Genomic DNA, 22,072 nt, shown 5'->3' with positions numbered 1-22,072 from the left:
GGACAACATGGCATCACAGCAAGGCACGGTGGATTTTTTGCTCGATCAACTGGCGGGCGTGGGCAGCGTCAACGCGAAAAAAATGTTTGGCGAATATGGCCTGTATTGCGACGGCAAGATGTTCGCCATCGTCGCCGACGACCAGCTGTTCATCAAGCCGACGGACGCGGGCCGCGCCTGGATCAGTACGATGAGCACGCTGCAGGAGGCGCCGCCCTATCCGCAAGCCAAGCCGTATTTCCTCATCGATGGCGGCCTGTGGGACGAGCGTGAGTGGCTCAGTCAGCTGGCGCGGCGCACGGCGGACGCCTTGCCGCTGCCGAAACCGAAGCCGCCGCCCAAGCCCAAAAAACCGGCTTCAAGCAGCTAATACGCTGTTTTCACATGCCTTGCCCTGCAGGAAACATTGCAGGTTATGATAGGTGATGGCGGCGATCTCGCGCAGCGCTTCGATGGTGAAGAAGCCCTGGTGGCCCGTCACTAGCACGTTCGGGAAGGTCATCAGGCGCTGGAAGATGTCGTCATCGATGATGTCGGACGAGCGGTCCTGGAAGAACAGATTGCTTTCCTGTTCGTACACGTCGATGGCCAGGGAACCCAGCTGGCGCGATTTGAGCGCTTCGATGACGGCGCCCGTGTCGATCAGGCCGCCGCGCGAAGTGTTGACCAGCATGGCGCCCTTCTTCATCAGCGGCAAGGTCGCTTCGCTGATCATGTGGCGCGTGCTCTCCATCAGGGGGCAATGCAGGGAAACGATGTCGGACTCGGCCAGCAGCTGCGGCAGTTCCACCATCGTGCCCAGCTGCGCGAACGCGGGTGCAGGATACGGGTCGTGGCCCAGCACCGTGCAGCCGAAACCTTTAAAAATGCGCGCCGTGGCCAGGCCAATCTTGCCCGTGCCGACGATGCCCACCGTCTTGCCGTGCAAGGTAGAGCCCAGCAAGCCATCGAGCGAAAAATTTCCTTCGCGCACGCGGGCATACGCGCGGTGCGTGTGGCGGTTCAGCGTTTGCACCAGGGCCAGCGTGTATTCGGCCACGGCTTCCGGCGAATACGCGGGCACGCGGGCGACAAAAAAGCCAAGGCGCCTGGCCGCTTCCAGGTCGAGGTTGTTGTAGCCGGCGCAGCGCAGCAGGATGGCGCGCACGCCATAGCCGTGCAGGGCTTCCAGCACGGGCGCGTCGAGCACGTCGTTGACGAACACGCAAACGGCCTCGGCGCCTTGCGCCAGGACCACGGTTTCCTGGCTCAGCAAGGCGCTGTGGTAGACCAGTTCGATGCCGGCAGAGTCGGGTTGGGATGGCAAGGCTTCATCGAAGAAACGGCGGTCGTAGGGCTGGCTGGCAAAGAAGGCGATTTTCATGGTGAGTCCTGGAACTTGCTGAATGGCAAAACAGCATCATAGCGCACGCGCCCTGCCCCACGGCGTACGCCTGGCACCGTTGATCGCCTATCTGGGTTCGCGGGGCAAGGTCAGCACGTGGCGCAGATACGCCGTTTCCTCGGCGTGCTGCACGTGGTAGCGCTCGCGCGCGGCGCGCGTGACCGCATGGTGGGCCGCGATGCCCGTTTCCGTCAGCTCGACGCCGAAGTCCGCCGGCACCGGCTCAGGGCCGCCGAACAGGCGCGCGAGGATGAAGCGGCCGACATTGTCGCGGTAGTGCGATGCTTCCCAGTAATAGCGCATGTCGCGCGCGCCCGTCACCTGCGGGATAGCTTCGCTGGTGATGCTGTTGAAGCCGGAAAAATCAAACAGGCGCACGTCGCAGCCCTGGCGCCGGTAGCGCCCGGCCATCTGCGCCAGGTCGCGCTGCCATGTTTCCATGGCGTCCCACTTGCCGCGCCAGTACAGGGCGTCGAGCGTGAGCGCATGCGTGGGATTGATGTACAGGCGCAAGCGCGTGCCGCCCCGGCACAGTTTGCCGACACTCGCGTCGAAGGCGCGCAGCGCAGGTTCGGTCGGCCCCAGGCCGTCACTGAATTCCTGCAGACGCGGCGTGAAGGCGCGCGCCGTACCGGTCCAGGTACGGTTGCGGCTGGTGAGGCAGGACTCGTCGCGCTGGCCGTGCAGCGCCAGGCTGGACAGGCAAACGCCGTCATAGCTGCCGCTGAGGATGCGCCAGGTGTCGCGCGTCATGTCGACAGTCAGGCCGCGCTTGATATTGAGCAAGGCGCGCCGCGCGAAGAACGCGGGGCCGCCATCAGTCAGGCCCGGTTCCACGCCGGCCGAGCCCAGTTCCAGCGAGAACGAGGGGGCGTCGATGCCCCACACCATGGTGTCGACATGGCTGACCCTGGCCGCGTGCTCGGCCAGGCGCATGGCCTCGCCGATCGAGGCGCCCGAGACGGCGCTGTTGAAGACGCTCTTGCCTTCAAATAAGGTGCGCGCGCTGTTCGCCGGCAAGCCCATTTCCGTGCGCGAGTTGCCGATATACACGACGGCGGGCCGGTAGCGCGCCACGGCATATGTCTTGCCCCACACGCTGAGTTTTTCCGTCGTCGGGCGCAATCGCTGCAGCAGCGGGCTGTCCCACTGGTGCAGCAAGTACGGGTCGACGTGGTAATTCACGGCCGAAACGAGGGCCAGCGCGGCCAGTACGCAGGCAAAAAAGATGGCGAGGTAGCGGCGGGCGGAAGTGTCCATGATCAGCATTGGAAGGTGAAAAATGGCGTATTTGTGTGGCTTTGCATCATCGCCGGATCAGCGGCCCGTCCAGCACCCGCTGCGCATAGGCCGCCTCGCGCGCGTGTTCCACGCGATAGCGCTCGCGCGCGGCGCGCGTGGCCGCCTGGTGGGCGTCGATGTTGGCCTGCGTCAGCTCGACGCCGAAATCGGCCGGCGGCGGCGTGCCGCCGCCGAACAGACGCGCCAGGATCAAGCGGCCCACGTTGTCCCGGTAATGCGACACTTCCCAGTAATAATGCATGTCGGGCTTGCCGCTGACGAGCGGGGTCGCTTCGCTCGTGATGCTGTTGAAGCCGGAAAAATCATGCAGGCGCACGTCGCAGCCCTGCCTGCGGTGGCGTTCGATGACCTGCACCAGGGCGCGTTGCCAGGCCTGCATGGCATCCCACTTGCCGCGCAAGTGCAGCGCGTACAAGGTCAGCGCGTGCGTGGGGTTGATGTACAGGCGCAGGCGCATGCCTGGCCGGCACAGCTTGCCGATACTGGCGTCGAGCGCTGGTGTCGAGGGCGGTGTCGGCCCCAGGCCGTCGCCGAATTCCTGCAACCGCACGGGAATGGCGTCCTTGGTGCCGAGCCAGTGCTTGATGCCCTTGAGGGTGCACGTCTCGTCGCGCTGCCCGTACACGGCCAGGTTGGAGCGGCAGGTATCGCCGGCATGGCCTGTCAGGATGCGCACGCTGTCCTGCGTCATGTCCAAGGTCAGGCCGCGCTTCAGGTTGACCAAGGCGCGCTGGACGAAAAAGCCGTGCCGGGCGCCCGTCAGGCTGTCTTCCACGCGCGCCGCGCCCATGTCCAGGGAAAAAGTGGGCGCGTCGATGCCCCACACCATGGTCTCGACGCGGCTGACCCTGGCCGCATGCTCGGCCAGGCGGATAGCGTCGCCGATCGAGGCGCCAGAGACGGCGCTGTTGAAGATCCTCTTGCCGTCGAACATGGCACGCACGCCCGTCGGCAAGCCCATTTCCGTGCGCGAATTGCCGATGTAGATGATGGCCGGCCGGTAGCGCGCCACGGCATAGGTCTTGGCCCAGGCGCCGAGCTTTTCGTTCAGCTGGCGCGGACGCTGCAGCAAGGGACTGTCCCACTGGTGCAGCAGGTAGGGGTCGACCTGGTAATTCATGAACGAGACGGCGCCGAGCACCAGGGCGACGCAGGCGAGGAAGCAGACAAGATAGCGGCGGCCGGCAGTGTCCATGCTCAGAACTGGAAGTAGAGAAATTCGGTAACGCGGTTCATCCCGAAGATGCAGGCGACGAACAGCGCGGCAAAGCCCACGCTCCAGCGGCGCGTGGGGCGCCAGCTGAAGGCCCAGTGCCCTGAAGGTTGAAATATTCTTTCAATGGCAGGCTCGTACAGAAAGAATATTTCTTGCGTGTTGGGCGCCTTGAAAGCCAGCAACATGGCGCCCAGCAGCACGGGCAAGCCCGGCCCCGCCAGTTCGATCCAGCGGATGCCGTCGAACGCGGGGTGCAAGCCCCATTGCGCCAGGCTGGCCGCATGGCTGGCCAGGCCGCGCGGCAGGCTCACGCCATTCGCGCCCACCAGCGCGCCGCTGATGTCCCAGGCCGTGGCCACGTCGGGCGCGCGGAAGTAGATCCAGGCCAGCATGACGGCAAGAAAGGTCAACACGCCGGGCCACCAGCGCAGCCAGCAGTACCCCGGCGCCGCGCCAAAGACCCGTTGCCACGCCTGCTGCAGCACCAGGTACAGGCCGTGCAAGCCGCCCCAGATGACGAAGGTCCAGCCGGCGCCATGCCACAAGCCGCCCAGCAGCATGGTCAGCATCAGGTTGCGGTAGCGCATGGCTTCGCCGTGGCGGCTGCCGCCCAGGGGAATATATAAGTAATCGCGCAGGAAACGCGACAAGGTCATGTGCCAACGGCGCCAGAAATCGGCGATATTGGCCGCCTTGTACGGCGAATTGAAGTTCAGCGGCAATTTCACGCCGAACAGGCGCGACAGGCCGATGGCCATGTCCGAATAGCCGGAAAAGTCGAAATACAGCTGGAAGGTGTAGGCCAGCACGCCGATCCAGGCCTCGATCAGGGTGGGTGTGGCCCCGGCCGCGAAGACGGGCATGGCCAGTGGCGACAGGTTGTCGGCGATCAGCACTTTTTTGGCCAGTCCGATGGTAAAGATCGACAGGCCGATGGCGAAATTGGCGGCGCGCGGGTGGGCGTTGGCCGGATCGGCGAACTGCGGCATCATGTCGCGGTGGTGCAGCACGGGGCCGGCGATCAAATGGGGGAAATAGCTGACGAACAGCACGTAATGAATGAAACGGTACTCGCGCACCTCGCCCCGGTAGCAATCGACGAGGAAGGCGATCTGCGTGAAGGTGAAAAACGAGATGCCGATCGGCAGGATGATGTCGAGGCCGGACCACGGCAGGCTGCCAGCGCCAGCACCGGCGGCCACGGCGACTGCGTTGACGCTGTCGATGAAGAAATTCGCATATTTATAGTAGGCAAGCAAGCCCAGGTTCAGCGCCAGGGCCGCCACCAGCACGCGCTTGCGGGCCGCGCCCGCACGCGCACCGATCAGGCGGCCGGCGCCGTAATTGACGCAGATCGACGCCAGCAGCAGCGGCAAATAGCGCACGTCCCACCAGGCATAGAAGAACAGCGAGGCGAGCGCCAGCCACACGGCTGGCGCCAGGCGCCAGCTGGCGGAGGACGTCAATCGGTCCAGCAGAAAATAGCCGGCCAGCACGATGGGCAGATAGCCGAACAGGAAGGCGAAGGAGTTAAACAGCATGTTGCCTCCTGGCAGGCAAGGACTGCAGCTGGTAGTAACACTCGGCAATCTGCGCCGCCACCCGCTCCCACGTAAAACGTTCCACCAGCGCTTGCACGCGGGCGCGCTCGGGCGGCAGCGCCAGCAAGTCGAGGATGGCCTGGCGCTGCGCGGGGCCATCGTCCCAGGCCACCTTGCGCAGCGCGAACGCGGAATCGGGCAAGTCCAGCGCGCTTTGCGCCGTCATGACGGCGGGCGTGCCGGCCGCCAGCGCTTCCAGCACGGATAGCGGAAACACTTCGCCCTGGCTGGGCAAGGCCGCCACGGCCGCCGCATGGTAGGCGCTGGCCAGAAGCGGGTCGGCGTGGTCGAGCGCGCCGAGCCAGCTGACGTGCGGCAAGTCCAGCAACTGCTGCAGATACGCCTGCTGTTCGCGCGGCGCGGCGCCGATCAGCACCAGGGGCAAGCCGGCCCCTGCCAGCGCCTGGGCCAGCCCCAGCTGGTTCTTATATGGTGAAATGCTGCCCGTCATCAGCACGAATGGCCCGGCGATGCCTGTTTCGCGCAGGAACAGGTCGCCATTGGCCGTGAAGAAATGCGGATTGACCCCGTTCGGCAAGACGCGGATGGCCTCCGCCTCCATGCCGAAACCTTGCGCGATGGCGTCGCGCTCAGCCTCGCCCAGGGCGATCACGACGTCGGCCAGTTGCAGGGCGCGCCGCGTTTGCGCATAGCTCGTTTGCACCATCCACTCCGTCAGGCGCCCTGCCAGCCGGTCGGCCAGCCGCGCGCGCCAGGCGCTGGCACGGCCCCAGCCGGGCGACAGCAGCGGCGACAGCACCACGGGCACGCCTTGCTCGCTGGCCATTTCCATGATGCGGTAGGTGCCATTGCTCGCCGAAAACACGTGCAGTACGTCGAAATCGGCCAGTCGCTGATGGTTGGCGTCGACCAGCTGCACTTCCAGGGGCCGCGCAGCTTGCTGGGGCAGTCGGTTCAGCGCGGCAATGGTTTCGCGTACCTGGATCTGCAAGCCGCCGTCGCGCTGGAACAGCATCGGGTAGGACAAGATACCGACACGCATGGTCATCCTTTCGTGCATTTGACGGCCAGCCAGCGGCCGGCCAGCTTGCGTTGCAACAACAAGAATTCTCCGGCCAGTTCATGTTTCAACAGGAACAGGCCCGCCAGCCAGCACAACAAGGTAGCCAGCGCCGTGCCCGTCAGCGCCAGCAGCGCCGGCGTATCAACAGGCAGCCACAGCAGCGCAGCGAGGGGCGCCACGCCGCTCACGCCGCAGAGCAGCAGGCTTTTGCGCACGGCCCGCGCCAGGGTGCGCCAGTCGAGCGCGCTCAAGCGCCGCAGGCAGCCATACACCAGCCAGCTGCGCAGCACATTGCTGAGCACCACGGCCCAGGCCACGGCCACCAGGCCGAATGGTGCCGCAGCCAGCAGCAGCGCCACTTTGCTTGCGCCCGCCCAAGCATCGAGCCGCACCTGCGCATGCAGCTGGCCCGTCGCCACGAACAGGTAGCGGGCCATGCTGAACATGCTATACACGGCCGAGGACAGGCACATGATGCGGATCAAGGGCACACATCCTAGCCATTGCGTGCCATACAACACCTTGACCAGGGGCAAAGCCATGCAGGCGAGGAAGAGAAAAAACGGCCAGGCCAGCGCCGTCATGTAGCTGATCGTGCGCAAATACACGAGCTCCGCCCCGCCCTTTTCCCCTTGTCCTCCCCCTTCGCGCGCGCGCGCCGCGAACAGGGGAAACACCACAGGCGAGATGGCGCTGGTGATGGCCTGGTTGAAGATATTGAGTACGCTTTGCGCCTTGCCGAACAGGGCCAGGCTTTCAATGCCGATCAGCTTGCCGATGATCAGGTCCGGCGCCGCCACCCCCGCCTCATCGACCAGGCTGCCACCCGTCGCATAGGCGCCAAAACGGGCGATATCGCCCACGCCGCACCGTCCCGGCAGCCACGGCAGTTCGCGGGGCCGCACCAGCAGGCTGACTGCCAGCGAGGCGCAGGAACCGGCCAGCGCCGCCCATACCATGCTCATATAACTGTAGCCCTGCAGCGCCAGCAGCACGGCCACCAGCAGGTTGACCACACTATTGGCCCCATTGATGGCGTAAATGGCGCGAAAGCGCAGTTGCCGGCGCAACATGGGGAGTGTCAAGGCGCTGAACGGGATCAGCAGGAAGTTAATCGACAGCAAACGCAGCACGTGGGTCAACCGGGGTTCGCCATAGAAATGCGCGAGCGGCGCACTGGCCAGTAGCACCAGGCCCGCCAGCAGCCAGGCGACAAGCAGGCTGGTGGCCAGCGCGGCGCGCAGTTTCACGGCATCGAGCTGCTTTTCCTGGATCAGGTATTGCCCCACGCCGAAATCGCGCACCACTTGCGCCAGCGCCACCAGCACGGCGCCCAGCGAATACACGCCCACCTCGGCCGGCGTCAACAGGCGCGACAGCACCATGGTGGCGATGATGCCGAGCAGCAGCACCGTGTATTTCTCGGCAAACGAAAACAGAAACGAATGACGGGTGGCGCTCATGCGGGCCGCCCGCGCCTACACGAGGCCGGCATAGAACTGGCGCAACTGGCGTTCCAGGCGCGGCATCGAATAGCGCTGCACGGTTTCTTCGCGCGCCAGCCGTCCCATGCGGGCGCGCCGGGGTGCATCGACCAGCAACCTGGCCACGGCCGCGCAGGCGGCGTGCTCGTCATCGAGCGGCAGCAACAAGCCGCCTTCACTATCGTGCAGAATATCGCGGGTGCCCGGCACATCCGTCCCCACGGCCGGCACGCCGCACGCCATGGCCTCAATCGTGGCGATGCCGAAGCCCTCGTTTTTACTCAGCAGCACGTGCAGGTCGAAGGCGGGCATCAGCAACTCGACGCGCTGCCGGAAGCCGGCAAACACGATTCTGTCCTGCAAACCCGATTGCTGCGCCTGCAGCCGCAGCATGGCGTCCAGCGGCCCCGTGCCCACCAGCACTACATATAAGTTGGGGAACTGCGGCGCCAGCCTGGCGAACAGGGCCAGCAGCGCTTGCGGACGCTTTTGCGCGGAGAGTCTGGCCACGCAGCCGAGCACGAGCGCATCCGGCGGCAGCCCGAGCTGCTTGCGCGCCAAGACTCTCCGTTCGGGCGAAACAGTAAAAGTGTCCGTATCGACGCCGTTGGGAATCACGGCCAGCCGCGTTTGCGGCGCCAGCATGTCGCGGTACAGGTCGAGGAAATGCCGCATGGCCGAGTCCGACACGGCATACACGCCTTTGACGCTGCGAAACGCCTCTTCCAGCCGGGGCCGCTGCCAGTCGCTGAAGGTTTCCAGGGGAAACGCGTTGTGCACGCTGATCACGGCCGGCAGTCGGCATTGCCGCGCCAGCCACAGGATGGAAGCGCCATATGCCGTCCAGCAAAACGCCACGTGGACCAGGTCCGGCCGCAGCCGCCGCAGCCGCCAGGCGCCCGTGACTCTGGCGCGCAGCCAATTCCAGCGGCGCCACGCCCAGTGTTCGAGAAACAAGGGCGGCTCGTACACGCGCACTTGCATCTGCCTTGCGCGCAAGTCTTGCGCCCAGGCAGCAAAACCGGGAAAGCGCCGCAGCGCCAGCACGCTGTCATAGCCGCTCGCGCCCAGCATCTTCGCCTCTTGCGCCATGCGCAGCTCCATGCCGCCCAGCTCGCCCGAATAACTGCTGATGACGATGCGCGGCAGGCGTTTGCGCCGTCCCCGCCACGCTTCATGAAAGAAACCGCGCAGCCAAGCGCGTTCCCACTGGCGCAGGAACAGCTCGGCCCGGTCGCGCCGCAGCCAGGCCCGCACGGCGCCGAGCGACTCGCGCACGTATCGGCCCAGCATCCAGCGCGGCACGCCGAGAAACTCCACGCTGGGCGCGAAGGTCGCAAGCCGGCATTGGCCCCGGCCAAACAGCATGGCGCGGCGCAGTATCCAGGCGCGCTGCACTTGCGGGACGCGGATGATGTGCGCCACCCTGGCTTGCGGACAGAACCAGGAAGGATTGCCCGCCGCATGCATTTCCAGGTTGAGGCGGGTTTCGCTGCCCATGGCGTAATTGGCCCCCTGCGGGCCGATGCTTTCGTCATAGCGGGCGCCCGCCTCGAAGATGCGGCGGCGTATCGCCATGTTGGCGCCCCACACCAGGCCCGGATAGATGGGGGCGTCGCGCAGGTCGGGACTGGTAATGCCCCACGTCAAGCCAACGGGCGTCAGGCGCAGCAGCCAGTCGGCCGGCTTTTCCCGCCAGGCGGGCACGATGGCGCCGCCGAACAGCGCATAGCCGGGGTGATCGCGCGCGCAGTCCTGCAAGCGGCACAGCCAGTCGGATACGGGCATGGCGTCGTCGTCGCCAAACACGAACAGCTCGCCGCCATCGCCGTTTGAGCGCAAGGCGTGTTCGACGGCGCCGTTCAGGGCGGGACTGCGGCCGCGCCGCGCCACGTAGATATAGCTCAAGGGCAAGCGGCCGCGAAAGGCGGCGATCACCTGGGCCGTGGCGTCCGTGCTGCCATTGTCGGCGATGACCAGGCGCCAGCCGCCAGCGGGCGAACGCAGCGCCATGTAGGCGCGCAAGACCTGGGGCAAAGTGCCGGCGCCATTGTAGGTCGCCATGAGAACGGTCAACAAGGACATGCCTCCTTGGTCTTACCATGACAAAACTATGCATCAAGCAGTATTGATCCAGTGTACTGAGCCTGCCCGCCAGCCCGTTGACAGGCATCAAGAGCTTGCCAAGCCGGGCAAAACCAGGAGCGTCCCCCTTCATGCGCGACATACTGATTACCATCATCATCCTCGGTTCGCTGCCCTTCATCCTGAAGTCACCGGCCATCGGCGGCCTGATGTGGGTATGGGTCAGCGTGATGAATCCGCACACGCAAGCCTGGGGCTTTGCCACCCACTTGCCGTTCGCCTTCATCATCGCCATCGCCACCATGCTCAGCCTCGTGATGACGCGCGAGCCGAAAAGCCTGCCGCTGACGCCCGTCAGCGTGCTGCTGCTGCTGTTCGTCGGGTGGATGAATGTCACGGCGCCGTTCGCCCTGTTGCCGGAAGCGTCGTGGGTGCAGTGGAACAAGGTCATGAAGATCATGCTGATGAGCTTTGTGATCATGATGGTGATACGCACGCGGCGCGACATCGTGCGCCTGATCTGGGTGCTGGTGGGCTCGATCGGCTATTACGGCGTGAAAGGCGGCATCTTCACCATCCGCAGCGGCGGCACGGAACGGGTCTGGGGACCGGAAGATACGTTCATTGGTGATAACAATGCGCTGGCCCTGGCCCTGATCATCACCATCCCCCTCATGTACTATTTGCAGCAAAACACGGACAAACGCTGGCTGCGCCATGGCTTGTCGGCGGCGATGCTGCTGTCGGCGCTGGCCGCGCTGGGCTCGTATTCGCGCGGCGGCCTGCTGGCCATTGCCGCCATGGGCCTGTTCATGTGGCTGAAAAGCGACCGCAAGCTGGTGCTGGGCGCGCTGCTCGGCGCCGTCGCGCCCCTGCTGCTGGCCTTCATGCCCGAGCGCTGGACCGAACGCATGGACACCATCAACACCTATCAGGATGACGTGTCCGCCATGGGCCGCCTGAATGCCTGGCGCATGGCCTGGAACCTGGCGCGCGACCGTTTTCTTGGCGGCGGCTTCGACGTGTCCGATGCCGCCATCTTTGCCCGCTACGCGCCCAACCCCATGGATGTGCACGCGGCGCACAGCATCTACTTCCAGGTGCTGGGCGAACACGGCTTCGTCGGCTTGCTGATTTACCTGGCGCTGGGCGTCGCCACCTGGCGCACGGCGGCCGTCATCATCCGCCGCACGCGGGGCCAGCCGGAACTGCGCTGGGCGCACGGCCTGGCCACCATGAGCCAGGCCAGCCTGATCGGCTTTGCCGTGGGCGGCGCCTTCCTCAGCCTGCTGTATTTCGACATGCCGTATTACCTGATGGCCGCCCTGATCGCCACGCGCATCATCGTCGAGCGGCAGGCACCGGCCCCGACATCGCGCCAGGCCCGGGCCAAGGCCGAGGCCCGGGCCGCCGTCGCGGAACAGCCATGAGCGCCACCTTGTCCATCCTGATCTATCACCGCGTGCTGGCGCGGCCCGACCCGCTGTTTCCCGGTGAAGTCGATGCGGCCCTGTTCGGGCGCCAGCTGCGCCTTGTAAAACGTTTCCATACGCCGCTGCCCCTTGCCGAGGCGGTGCAGCGGCTGCAAGATGGCAGCCTACCCGCGCGCGCCGCCTGCATCACCTTTGACGACGGTTATGCCGACAATGCGCAAGTGGCCCTGCCGCTGCTGCAGCGCCACGGCTTGCACGCCACGTTTTTTATCGCCACGGGCTACCTGGACGGCGGACAAATGTGGAACGACACGGTGATCGAGGCCGTGCGCCAGGCGCCAGCTCCTGTGCTCGACTTGCGCGAACTCGGGCTGGACTGCCTGCCCGTCGCCAATCTGGCGCAGCGGCAAGCGGCCATTGCCACCTTGCTGGGCCAGCTCAAGTACCTGCCGTTCGACCGGCGCCAGCAGCTAGCCATGCAGATCCGCCGCCAGGCGGGCGCCACGGCCGGAGCGCCAGCCATGCTGAGCACGGCGCAGCTGCGTCAATTACAGGCGGCAGGCATGGAACTGGGTGCGCATACGATGAGCCACCCGATATTGTCCACCTTGCCGGAGCGGGAGGCGTGGCTCGACATCGCCAACGGCAAGCATCAGCTGGAAAGTTTGATACAGGCGCCCGTCACCGCGTTTGCGTATCCGAACGGCAAGGCCGGGCGCGATTATGGCGCGCCACACGTGGCGATGGTGCGCAGCCTGGGTTTCACGGCGGCCGTGGCGACGGACTGGGGCGTGGCGCGCCCCGGTGCGGGACTGGACTTGCTGCAACTGCCCCGCTTTACGCCGTGGGATCGAGGACGGCTGGCGTTTCTGTGGCGCTTGCGGCAAAACCGCCGGCAAGCGCACCCAGCGCGCCCGGATGCTGGCTGAGCCACTGTTCCAGCATCAGCAGCAACCACACCATGGTGCCGTGATAGGCCGGGTGTTCCGCCAGCAAGCGTCCTTGTAAATCGTCGATGAAGGCGGGCCGCACGATGCCGCGCCCGCGCAGTTGCGTCAGGTTGTCAAAGGCGAATTCGCGCAGCGGCGCGTGACTGTGCAGCCACTGGCCAAAAGGCAAGCCGAAGCCGTGCTTTTTCTTGCGCACGATGGCCGGTGGCAGGATTTCCGCCAGCGCCCGCTTGAAGAAGGGCCGCAGCTGCCTGCCGTCGAGCTTGTCGCGCGGCGCCAGGCGCGACGCAAACGCCACCATCGCGTCGTGCAGAAAGGGAAAGGCCGCTTCCACGCCCGCCAGCTCGCACGCCTTGCGCACCTTGAACAGGTCGTTGTCGGCCAAAGTAAAGCGCATGTCCAGCGCCAGCAACTGATTGATCTGGCTCAAGCCCTGGCCTTGGCGCTCCCAATACGCGCCATTCACGCAGCCGGGCGCCATGCCCGGCTCGATGGTATCGATAAAGCCCGCTTCCAGCACCGTGCGATGACCATGGCGCAGCAGCAGGTTGTAGCCGTCGAGGCGGGCTGGCAGCGGCAGGCTCGCCTGCTCGATGTAGCGGCGCGCCTTGTCGCCCAAGCGCCACGGCTTGCCCCTTTGTTGGCGAAAGAGCAGCGGCTCGATGATGGCCTGGCGCAGCATGACGGGCAAGCGCTCGTACTGCGACAGCAAGGCCTGGTGCGCGTAGCGCTCATTGCCACCAAACAATTCGTCGCCGCCATCGCCGCCCAGCAGCCGCGTCACGCCATCGTCGCGCGCCATCTGCGCGCAATAGTAAGCGGGAATGGCCGAGGCATTGCCGAAAGGCTGGTCGAAGATGGCCGCCATGGCGGGGATCGCGGCCAGCACGTCGTCTGGAGTCACGTAGCGTTCGTGGTGGATGCTGCCCGCGTGGCTGGCGGCCAGGCGCGCATACGCCATTTCGTCATAGCCGGGAGCGTCAAAACCGATGGAATACGTGCGCGCGGGCCGGCCCGTCACCTGCCCTATGATGGCGGCCAGGGTGGAACTGTCGGTGCCGCCGCTGAGAAACGCGCCCGTGCTGGCGCTGTCGTTGCCCAGGCTGCTTTCCACGGCCTGGCGCAGCAGGCGCAGGAATTCCTGCTTGTTGGCGGCAAAGCTGGCTCGCGTGCGCGCCGCGCCTGGCTCCTGGAAGGCCAGCTGCCAGTAGCTGCCCTTGCATTGCCTGCCGCCGCGCACATGCAGGTATTCGCCGGGCAGCAAGCGCTGCTGGCCCAGGTAAGCCGTGCCCGGGCCGGGCACCATGTGGAAATACAGGTAGTGATACAGCGCTTGCGGATCGAGCGCGCCGCGCACGGACGGATGGGCCAGCAAGGCATCCATCGAGGAGGCAAAAAACAGGCCTTGCGTATTGCTCGCATAGCTGAGGGGGTGGATGCCGGCACGGTCCACGGCCAGCAGGGCCGAGCCGGAAAAGGCGTCGAGGATGGTCAAACAGAAAGGTCCGGACAGGCTGGCGCAGGCGGCCACGCCCCGGCTCAGCCACAGGGACGCGAGGCGGGACGCCACGTCGTCGGCCGAGCCGTCGAGCACGGGCCGGCCCCAGATGGCCACTTGCAAGCCATCTTGCTGATATACATGGCGGCTGCCGTCGATGGCGGCCACGGCCACGCCGCCCACTTCGCTCAAGCTGGCGGCCAGGGGCGCGCCATCGAAGCGCGACAGGGGCGCGGCCATGCCGGCCAGGGCGACCCGCGCCGCGCCATCGGCTGGCGCAACACTCTGCGCCGGCGCCAGCCAACCGCACAGGCCGCTCATACGAGCACCTCGGCCGGCAAAGGATGGCCGAGAAAGGCCGTCGGGCTGGCCGTCAAGCCATAGGCGCCCGACTGGAACACCACCACCAGGTCGCCCTCCTCGGCGCGCGCCAGCTCCATCTGGTCGGCCAGCACGTCCAGCGGCGTGCACAGCGGTCCCACGACGGATGCCACTTCGCGCACCCCGCCGTGCAGCCGGTTGCCGATGGCGACCGGGTAATTCTTGCGGATCAGCTGGCCAAAATTGCCGGAAGCGGCCAGATGGTGATGCAAGCCGCCATCCGTGACGAGAAACACTTGCCCATGCGATAGCTTGCGCTCAATGACCTTGCACACATAGATACCGGCCTCGGCCACCAGATAACGGCCCAGTTCCAGGTTCAGGCGCGCGCCGGGCGCCGCCTGCGCCAGGAGACCGAGCTGCCGCTGCAAGCCGTCCGCCACTGGCGCCAGGTCCAGCGCCTGGTCGCCGGGGAAATACGGCACGCCGAAGCCGCCGCCGATATTCAGGGTGCGCAAGGGTGACGGCGCGCTGTCGGCCAGCTGCAGCGCCAGCTGCACGCTGAGGGCTTGCGCTTCGGCCAGGGCCGTCGCCGACAGGCTTTGCGAGCCCGCATACAGGTGAAAGCCGTGGAAATCCAGGCCCAGCTGGCCGATGCGGCCCAGCAGTGCCGGCACCAGGGCCGCATCGACGCCAAACGGCTGCGCGCCGCCGCCCATGCGCATGCCCGTGCGGCGCAGGGCGAAATCGGGATTCACGCGCACGGCCACCCTGGCCGTCACGCCCAGCCGTTCACTGGCCAGCGCCGTCCTTTCCAGCTGCCCGCCGGACTCTACATTGATCAAGACGCCCGCCGCCACGGCACGCGCCAGCTCGCCGTCGCGCTTGCCCGGTCCCGCAAAACTGATGCGTTCGGCCGCCATGGGCGTATCGAGCGCGGTGGCCAGTTCGCCGCCCGAGGCCACGTCGATGCCATCGACCAGGCCCGCCAGCGACTGCACCACGGCCGGCATGGGATTGGCCTTCATGGCGTAATGCAGGTGCACTCCGGCCGGCAAGGCGGCGCGCAGTTCGGCCACGCGGCGCATGATATGCGCGCGCTCATAGGCATAGAACGGCGTGCTGCCCACCCTCTGGGCCAGCCGCTGCAACGATACGCCGCCGACCTGCAGCATGTCGTTGTCCACGGCAAACTGCTGGCCCAGGGACGAGTGCAACGGCAATGGCGTACTGTTCGAGCGTATCAAATCCTTCATGCCACCTCTCCTGATTGGACCGCATACGCACGCGCCAGTTCCCTGGCCAGCAAGGGACGGTCGATCTTGCCATTCGGATTGCGCGGCAGCACGCCGTCGCGGATATCTACCCACAGCGGCACCATATAGCTGGGCAAGCGGGCGCGGCAGGCGGCCAGCACCTTGTCGCGCAACAATTGCGTGCCCGGCGCGGGTGTGACGAGCAAGGCGATGGCCTGGCCCAGCACGGCATGGGGCAGGCCCAGCGCGACCGCCTCACCCACCAGTCCGCTTGCATACGCGACTTCCTCGATCTCGGCCGGGCTGACCCGGTAGCCGGAGGTCTTGATCATGTCATCGCTGCGGCCCACGAAGTACAGATAGCCATCCGCATCGCGGCGCACGGTGTCGCCCGACCAGACGGCCAGTTCCGGCAGCACCAGGCCGCTGGCCTGCGGCGGCAGCGGCTTGAAGCGCTCGGCCGTGCGCGCCGCATCGTTCCAGTAGCCCAGCGCCACCAGCGCGCCACGGTGCACGAGTTCGCCCGGCTCATCGGCGTCGCACACGCTGCCGTCGGGGCGCAGCACCAGCACTTCCGCATTCGGGATCGCTTGCCCGATGGAATCGGGGCGCCGCTCCAGCTGTTCCGGCGCCAGATAGGTGGAACGGAACGCTTCCGTCAAGCCATACATCAGGTAGACCTGCGTGCGCGGCAGCGATTCGCGCAGCTTGTCCAGCGTGGAGCGCTGCATCACGCCGCCCGAATTGGTGATGTAGCGCAAGGGCGTGGACAGCGGCCAGCTCAGCTGCGACAGCTGCACCCACAGCGGTGGCACGGCGGCCAGGCCCGTGATGGCTTCCTGCTCCACGGCTTCGACGATGTCGCGCAGCAGCAGATAATTCATCAGCACGGCGCAGGCGCCGCTGGCAAACGCCGTCGTCAGCTGGCTCAGGCCGTAATCAAAACTGAGCGGCAGGACGCACAGGATACGGTCGTCCGGCGTGTTGCGCAGATAGCCGGACACGCTGAGCGCGCCGGCCAGCATGTTGCGGTGCGACAGCACCACGCCTTTCGGCCGCCCCGTGCTGCCCGAGGTATATAAAATGGCGGCCATGTCCGTGTCGATCGCCGTATGCCACAGCAGTGGGAGTGCGGGCGCGGCGGACAGGCCACGCCACGCCAGCAGCCGTACCTTGCCCAGTTGCGATTCCGTCTCCCCTTCGCCTGTCAGCAGCACCGTCTGCAATTCCGGGCAGGCGGCCAGCGCGGGGCCCAGCTGCGCCAGGCGTTCGCGCGAGGTAACGAGGATGGCCACGTTGCAATCGGCCAGGATATACGCCACCTGGTCCGGCTTGAGCAGCGGATTGACGGGCACGAACACGCCGCCGGCCGCCGCCGCGCCAAACATGGCGCTGACGTTTTCCGGGCGTTTTTCCAGGTACACGGCCACGCGCGCGCCACGCCGCAAGCCCAGGGTCAGCAAGGTGCCAGCCACTTCGCGCACGGATTGTGCCAGCGCGCCATAGCTTGTTTCTTCGCCCTGCCAGGCCAGGGCCGGCGCGTGGGCCGCGCGCTGCGCCGTCTCGAAGATCAGGTCATGTATCAGTGTCGCCATCGTGTCGTCCCCGGGTTGCCATGATTGCCATGCATTCCCCTATGATTCAGACAAACGGCCACAACGGTCTTGATTTTGATCAATTAACAGTTTCAGCAACACAGCTTGAGCCGGCGCAAGACCGCCGCTGGCCGCTGCGCTCTAATGGACAGCGTTGGCTGCATAGCCGCCTCATCCCTTACTGCCATGGCCCTGTTTCCACAATTTCCCCTGCTGCAACGGCTGAGCGCCAGCCTCGATCAGCTGGGCTGGCGCGACAGCGCCTGGCTGGCCGTGGCACGCTTGCTGGCACGCGTGCCGGGCGGGCGCTGCGCGCTATATCGTTATCAATTCGTCGCGCAGGCAGTGGCGCCCGGTTCGCTATGCCGCGGCCGCGGCCAGGCCATCACCGTCATGCGCTGCCTGGCGGAGGCGGACTTGCCGCCCGGTCCCGAGCGCCGCCCCGGCGCGCTGCGCGAACGCTACCGGCAAGGTGCGCAATGCCTGGTGGCGCGTGACAAGTCAGGCATGGCCGGCTGGATCTGGCTGCTGCGCCACGGCTGCCAGGAAGACGAGGTGCGCGCCCGCTATGCGCTGGCCTCGCAGCAGTCGTCGTGGGATCTGGACGTGTGGGTGCATCCCGAGCAGCGCGCCGGCCTGGTCTTCGCCCGGCTGTGGGAAGAAGCCAACGCCGTGCTGCACGCGCAGGGCGTGCGCTGGTCGTGCAGCCGCATTTCGCGTTTCAACCGCGCCTCGCTGGGCGCCCATGCACGCCTGGGCACGCACGCGCTGGGCACGGCCACCTTTATCCGCTGCGGGCGCTGGCAATGGATGGCCGCCAGCCTGCCGCCATATGTCCACCTGTCGCGCCGCCCGGACGACATCCCCTGCTTGGCCTTCGATACGTCGTCCCTGCCGCACTACCCTTCCCTGGAGCTGACATGCCGCATCTTGAAGCAGTAAAACGCATCCTCGACACCACCCTGGGCTTGAACGGGCGCGCGCTGGAAGAGCACACGCCGCTCTTGGGCAGCGTGCCGGAACTCGACTCGATGGCCGTGATCGGCGTGATCGCCGCGCTGGAAGACCATTTCGGCATCATTGTCGCCGACGACGACATCCACGCGCGCCACTTCGCCACCGTGGGCACCCTGCACGACTTCGTGTTTGCACAGCTGCGGCCATGAACAGCGCCGCCGTCGACGCACTGCCGCTGCTGCCTTTTTTCCTGCCCGCCAGCGGCGGCCAGCGCTACTGCCTGCTGCACCTGCCGCCGCCGGGCCGCAGCGCGCGCGGCGGCATTCTCTACGTGCATCCGTTCGCGGAAGAACTCAATAAAAGCCGCCACGTAGCCGCCGCGCAGGCGCGCGCCTTTGCCGCCCTGGGTTACAGCGTGCTGCAGATCGACCTGTTTGGCTGCGGCGACAGCTGCGGCGACTTCAGCGAAGCGCGCTGGGACATCTGGCACAACGACCTGCACCTGGCTTGCGCGTGGCTGGCGCAGCGCGTCGACGGCCCCTTGACGATGTGGGGCTTGCGCCTGGGCGCCCTGCTGGCCCTCGATTTCGCCAGCCGCGCGCCGCTGCCGCTGGCGCGTTTGCTGCTATGGCAGCCGGAAACCGATGGACGGCGCAGCATCGACCGCTTCCTGCGCCTGCGCCTGGCGACCAGCATGCTGGCCGGCGGCATGCGCGAAGCACCGGGCCATGCGCGCGCCGCCCTGGCGCAGGGTGAATCTGTGGAAGTGGCCGGCTACCTGCTGGCGCCCGAGCTGGCGCTGGCCATCGATGGCGCCAGCGCAGCGGCGCTGCCGCCCTCCGTGCCAGTCTACTGGCTCGATTACCAGGCACCGGAGCAAGCCGGCGCACCGTTGCCGCCGCTGGCGCGGCACTGGCGCGAACAGGGCGCCGCCGTGCACGTGGCCAGCTTCGGCGACGGCCCGTTCTGGCACAGCGGCGAGCTGCTGGCGTGTCCGCAACTGCTGGCCGCCACGCGCACCCTGTGCCGCGACTGGCTCGACGAGGAAAGGACGCCGCCATGAAGCGCGACAGCAGTCAGCAGCACCTCGCAGGACACGGCGTGCGCGAGCTGCCCCTGCGCTTTCGCAGCGCGGCCGAAGACGCTGAAGCGCAGGCGCGCATGGTCGGCATCCTCAGCCTGCCCGCCGCACCGGGCCCACGCGGCATATTGATCGTCACGGGCGGCCCGCAGTACCGGGTCGGCAGCCATCGCCAGTTCGTCCTGCTGGCCCGCGCCCTGGCCGCGCAAGGCTGGCCCGTGCTGCGTTTCGACTTGCGCGGCATGGGCGACAGCGAGGGTAGCGCGCGCGATTACCGCGCCGCCGGTCCCGACATCGCCGGCGCGCTGGCGCAATTCTTTGACGCCGTGCCAACCTTGCGCGAAGTGGTGCTGTGGGGCTTGTGCGACGGCGCCACGGCGGCCGCCTGCCATGCGCCACGCGATGCGCGCGTCTATGCCCTGATCCTGCTCAATCCGTGGGTGCGCAGCAGCGCCGGCCTGGCGCGCGCCACCTTGCGCCATTATTATTTGCCGCGCCTGCTGCAAGGCGCGTTCTGGCGCAAGCTGGCCAGCGGCGGCGTACGCACGGGCGCCAGCCTGGCGTCGCTGCGGCAGGCGGCCGCCGCCACGCTGGCGCAGACGCAGGAAGCGCAGGAAGACGATGCGCCCGCGCCGGCCCTGCTGCGGGCGCTGACGCAATTCCAGGGCAAGGTGCTGCTGATCCTCAGCGGCGACGACCTCGGTGCGCGCGAGTGGCAAGCCCTGCTCCATGGCGACGGGGCCTGGCGCGCCGTCGCCGCCCGCGCGCAATGGACGCAGGCGCAGGTCGATGGCGCCAACCACACCTTCGCCAGCGCCGCCTGGCGCGGCGAAGTCGAACAGCTGTGCGCACGCTGGCTGCAGTCATGGTAGCGCTCACGCCGAACGCGGCCCGACCGAACGCGGCCCGACCAAAACGGGTGCTGATGGTCGCCTACCATTTTCCGCCGCTCGCCGGCGGCAGCGGCATCCTGCGCACCCTGGGCTTCGCGCGCCATTTGCCCGACTGCGGCTGGCAGCCGCTGGTGCTCAGTCCCAGCCCTGCCGCGTATGCGCAGAAAGGCGTGTCCCAGCTGGCGCAGATCGGGGAGCGCGCCACCGTGCGGCGCACCCTGGCGCTGGACGCGGCGCGCCATTTCTCCATCGGTGGGCGCTATCCGCGCTGCCTGGCCCTGCCCGACCGCTGGAGTTCCTGGTGGCTGAGCGCCGTGCCGGCCGGCCTGCGCATGATCCGCGAATACCGCCCCGATGCCATCTGGTCGACGTACCCGATCGCCACGGCGCACCTGATCGCGCTGACCCTGCAAAAACTCAGCGGCCTGCCTTGGATCGCCGACCAGCGCGACCCCATGCTCGATGACAGCGACCCGCTGGCGCCGTATCCGTCCGAAGTGCGTTTGCACCGCATGCATGCGTGGATAGAACAGCGCATTGCGGCACGCAGCGCGGCCATCGTCTGCACCACGCCGGGCGCCATCGATGCGCACCGGAGGCGCCTGGCGCAGGTGGGGCGCGAGCGCTTCTGCCTGATCGAGAACGGCTACGACGAAGACGGCCATGACGGCAGCCCTGCGCGCACGGGCCACCGCAGCCGCTTCCTGCTGCTGCACAGCGGCGTGATCTACCCGTCCGAGCGCGATCCGCAAGCGCTGTTCGAGGCGCTGGCCAAGCTGCGTCACGACGGCGTACTGCATGCGCGCAATTTCCAGCTGGTGCTGCGCGCCACGGGCCACGACGCATGGCTGGCCTGCCTGCTGGCGAAATACGGCATCCTCGATCTGGTGCGCCTGGAGCCGCTGCAGCCGCACGGCGCGGCGCTGCAGGAAATGCTGGCCGCTGACGGCTTGCTGCTGCTGCAGGCGGCCAACTGCAATGCGCAGATTCCCGCCAAGCTGTATGAATACCTGCGCTGCCGCCGGCCCATCCTGGCGCTGACCGACCTGGCGGGCGACAGCGCGGCCAAGCTGCGCCACAGCGGCATCGACACCATCGGCCAGCTGGCGTCCAGCGCCGACTGCGCGCGCGCGCTGTTGCGCTTCCTGGAACTGGCGCGCCAGGGCCGCGCGCCGCTGGCCAGTCCCGCCGCCATCGCCCTGCAATCGCGGCAAGCCCGCAGCAACGCCCTGGCCGACTTGCTGGACCAGGTCAGCCACAGGAGAACAGCATGAAACACCTGATACTTGCCTGCGCCCTGGCAGCCTGCTGCGCCGGCGCCGGCGCCGCCGACTGCCCGCCCTACGTCAAGGGCACCACGGGCGGCGACTACACGAACGCGGAAGACCGCAAGGACCTGTCCGTGGTCGAACAATTCCATTTTTCGCGCGCCGTGGAAACGCTCACGCAAGGCATGACGGGCAGCCTGGGCGGCGACATCAGCTACACCCTGGAACACTTCCCGAACCACCACCGGGCGCTGGCCTCGATGGCCAAGCTGGGCTTGCGCCTGAAAAGCGCGCAGCCACATGGCGCACGCTACACCGTCAGCTGCTACTTCGAACGGGCGATCGCCTTCGCGCCGCACGACGTGACGGCGCGCATGGTGTATGGCAGCTACCTGCTGGCCACGGGCCAGGATGCCATGGCGCTGGAACAGCTGGACGCGGCCAGCCGCCTGGCGCCCGAGCAGGCCACCATCCAGTACAACCTGGGCTTGATGTATGTGAAAAAGAAGGAATACGAGAAGGCCAGCGCGCACGCGCAAAAAGCCTATGCGCTGGGTTTTCCCCTGCCGGGGCTGAAGAACAAGCTGAAGGCGGCGGGCAAGTGGAAAGAACCGGCGCCGGTACCGGTACCGGTACCGGCCGCGGCCGTTACGCCCGCCGCCGAACCGGTGCCACCGGACGAAACGCCCGCTGGCGAAGAATGATGGCCTGGAGGCCGCTTAAA

19 protein-coding genes are annotated in these 22,072 nt (G+C 66.9%); 9 read left to right on the top strand and 10 right to left on the bottom strand.

Features of this window, described 5'->3' with window-relative positions; translation table 11 throughout:
• Positions 1-7 precede the first annotated feature (7 nt).
• Positions 8-370 (top strand): TfoX/Sxy family protein, encoded by a 363-nt coding sequence (locus FJQ89_RS04320; RefSeq protein WP_141169193.1) that lies wholly within the window; start codon positions 8-10, stop codon positions 368-370.
• Here the strand turns inward: FJQ89_RS04320 and FJQ89_RS04315 are convergent.
• The 7 genes from FJQ89_RS04315 to FJQ89_RS04285 form a co-directional block, all read right to left on the bottom strand.
• Positions 359-1,363, bottom strand: coding sequence for a 2-hydroxyacid dehydrogenase (locus tag FJQ89_RS04315; protein ID WP_141169192.1), 1,005 nt, complete (start codon positions 1,361-1,363; stop codon positions 359-361). The two genes, FJQ89_RS04320 and FJQ89_RS04315, sit on opposite strands and share 12 nt — an antisense overlap.
• 87 nt (positions 1,364-1,450) lie before the next feature.
• A complete protein-coding gene (locus FJQ89_RS04310) occupies positions 1,451-2,644 on the bottom strand; it encodes a hypothetical protein (RefSeq protein ID WP_141169191.1) in 1,194 nt (397 codons plus the stop codon).
• A gap of 46 nt (positions 2,645-2,690) precedes the next feature.
• A complete protein-coding gene (locus FJQ89_RS04305; RefSeq protein WP_141169190.1) occupies positions 2,691-3,881 on the bottom strand; it encodes a hypothetical protein in 1,191 nt (396 codons plus the stop codon).
• Positions 3,882-3,883: 2 nt separating this feature from the next.
• Positions 3,884-5,443, bottom strand: a complete 1,560-nt coding sequence (locus FJQ89_RS04300; RefSeq protein WP_141169189.1) for an MBOAT family O-acyltransferase — start codon at positions 5,441-5,443, stop codon at positions 3,884-3,886.
• Positions 5,433-6,506: a glycosyltransferase family 4 protein gene (locus tag FJQ89_RS04295; protein WP_243136412.1), complete on the bottom strand. Its 1,074-nt coding sequence runs from the start codon at positions 6,504-6,506 to the stop codon at positions 5,433-5,435. Before FJQ89_RS04295 ends, FJQ89_RS04300 begins: the two co-directional genes overlap by 11 nt.
• A gap of 2 nt (positions 6,507-6,508) precedes the next feature.
• Positions 6,509-7,990: a lipopolysaccharide biosynthesis protein gene (locus FJQ89_RS04290; RefSeq protein ID WP_141169187.1), complete on the bottom strand. Its 1,482-nt coding sequence runs from the start codon at positions 7,988-7,990 to the stop codon at positions 6,509-6,511.
• A 15-nt stretch (positions 7,991-8,005) separates the two neighbouring features.
• Positions 8,006-10,090, bottom strand: a complete 2,085-nt coding sequence (locus FJQ89_RS04285; RefSeq protein ID WP_243136411.1) for a glycosyltransferase — start codon at positions 10,088-10,090, stop codon at positions 8,006-8,008.
• 137 nt (positions 10,091-10,227) lie between these two features.
• Here FJQ89_RS04285 and FJQ89_RS04280 point away from each other — a divergent pair, with 137 nt between their 5' ends.
• Positions 10,228-11,526, top strand: coding sequence for a putative O-glycosylation ligase, exosortase A system-associated (locus tag FJQ89_RS04280; RefSeq protein WP_141169186.1), 1,299 nt, complete (start codon positions 10,228-10,230; stop codon positions 11,524-11,526).
• On the top strand, positions 11,523-12,458 hold the full coding sequence (locus FJQ89_RS04275; RefSeq protein ID WP_141169185.1) for a polysaccharide deacetylase family protein: 936 nt from the start codon (positions 11,523-11,525) through the stop codon (positions 12,456-12,458). The genes FJQ89_RS04280 and FJQ89_RS04275 overlap by 4 nt, the downstream gene beginning before the upstream one ends.
• Here the strand turns inward: FJQ89_RS04275 and FJQ89_RS04270 are convergent.
• The 3 genes from FJQ89_RS04270 to FJQ89_RS04260 are packed head-to-tail and all read right to left on the bottom strand — an operon-like array spanning position 12,367 to position 17,149.
• Entirely contained in the window at positions 12,367-14,298 is a 1,932-nt protein-coding gene (locus tag FJQ89_RS04270) for an asparagine synthetase B family protein (protein ID WP_141169184.1), read from the bottom strand. The two genes, FJQ89_RS04275 and FJQ89_RS04270, sit on opposite strands and share 92 nt — an antisense overlap.
• Positions 14,295-15,554, bottom strand: coding sequence for a pyridoxal-dependent decarboxylase, exosortase A system-associated (locus FJQ89_RS04265; protein ID WP_141169183.1), 1,260 nt, complete (start codon positions 15,552-15,554; stop codon positions 14,295-14,297). The genes FJQ89_RS04270 and FJQ89_RS04265 overlap by 4 nt, the downstream gene beginning before the upstream one ends.
• Positions 15,551-17,149, bottom strand: a complete 1,599-nt coding sequence (locus FJQ89_RS04260; protein WP_141169182.1) for an acyl-CoA ligase (AMP-forming), exosortase A system-associated — start codon at positions 17,147-17,149, stop codon at positions 15,551-15,553. Before FJQ89_RS04260 ends, FJQ89_RS04265 begins: the two co-directional genes overlap by 4 nt.
• Before the next feature lie 186 nt (positions 17,150-17,335).
• Here FJQ89_RS04260 and FJQ89_RS04255 point away from each other — a divergent pair, with 186 nt between their 5' ends.
• From FJQ89_RS04255 to FJQ89_RS04230, 6 genes are read left to right on the top strand one after another with little or no spacing between them, the layout of a single operon-like run.
• Positions 17,336-18,091, top strand: coding sequence for a GNAT family N-acetyltransferase (locus FJQ89_RS04255; RefSeq protein ID WP_141169181.1), 756 nt, complete (start codon positions 17,336-17,338; stop codon positions 18,089-18,091).
• Positions 18,070-18,315: an acyl carrier protein gene (locus FJQ89_RS04250; protein WP_141169180.1), complete on the top strand. Its 246-nt coding sequence runs from the start codon at positions 18,070-18,072 to the stop codon at positions 18,313-18,315. Before FJQ89_RS04255 ends, FJQ89_RS04250 begins: the two co-directional genes overlap by 22 nt.
• Entirely contained in the window at positions 18,312-19,169 is an 858-nt protein-coding gene (locus FJQ89_RS04245; RefSeq protein WP_141169179.1) for a hydrolase 2, exosortase A system-associated, read from the top strand. Before FJQ89_RS04250 ends, FJQ89_RS04245 begins: the two co-directional genes overlap by 4 nt.
• A complete protein-coding gene (locus FJQ89_RS04240; RefSeq protein ID WP_141169178.1) occupies positions 19,166-20,059 on the top strand; it encodes a hydrolase 1, exosortase A system-associated in 894 nt (297 codons plus the stop codon). The genes FJQ89_RS04245 and FJQ89_RS04240 overlap by 4 nt, the downstream gene beginning before the upstream one ends.
• The gene (locus FJQ89_RS04235; RefSeq protein ID WP_243136410.1) at positions 20,053-21,354 is read left to right on the top strand and encodes a glycosyltransferase; all 1,302 of its coding nucleotides are present in this window, start codon (positions 20,053-20,055) and stop codon (positions 21,352-21,354) included. Before FJQ89_RS04240 ends, FJQ89_RS04235 begins: the two co-directional genes overlap by 7 nt.
• Positions 21,351-22,052, top strand: a complete 702-nt coding sequence (locus FJQ89_RS04230) for an ABC transporter permease (RefSeq protein ID WP_141169177.1) — start codon at positions 21,351-21,353, stop codon at positions 22,050-22,052. Before FJQ89_RS04235 ends, FJQ89_RS04230 begins: the two co-directional genes overlap by 4 nt.
• The last annotated feature ends 20 nt before the right edge of the window (positions 22,053-22,072 follow it).

It is taken from the genome of Janthinobacterium tructae, assembly GCF_006517255.1.
GTDB classification, from domain to species: Bacteria; Pseudomonadota; Gammaproteobacteria; order Burkholderiales; family Burkholderiaceae_D; genus Janthinobacterium; species Janthinobacterium tructae.
Note: the sequence above shows the minus strand (reverse complement) of the source record. Positions and strands in the feature narration are given on the sequence as shown.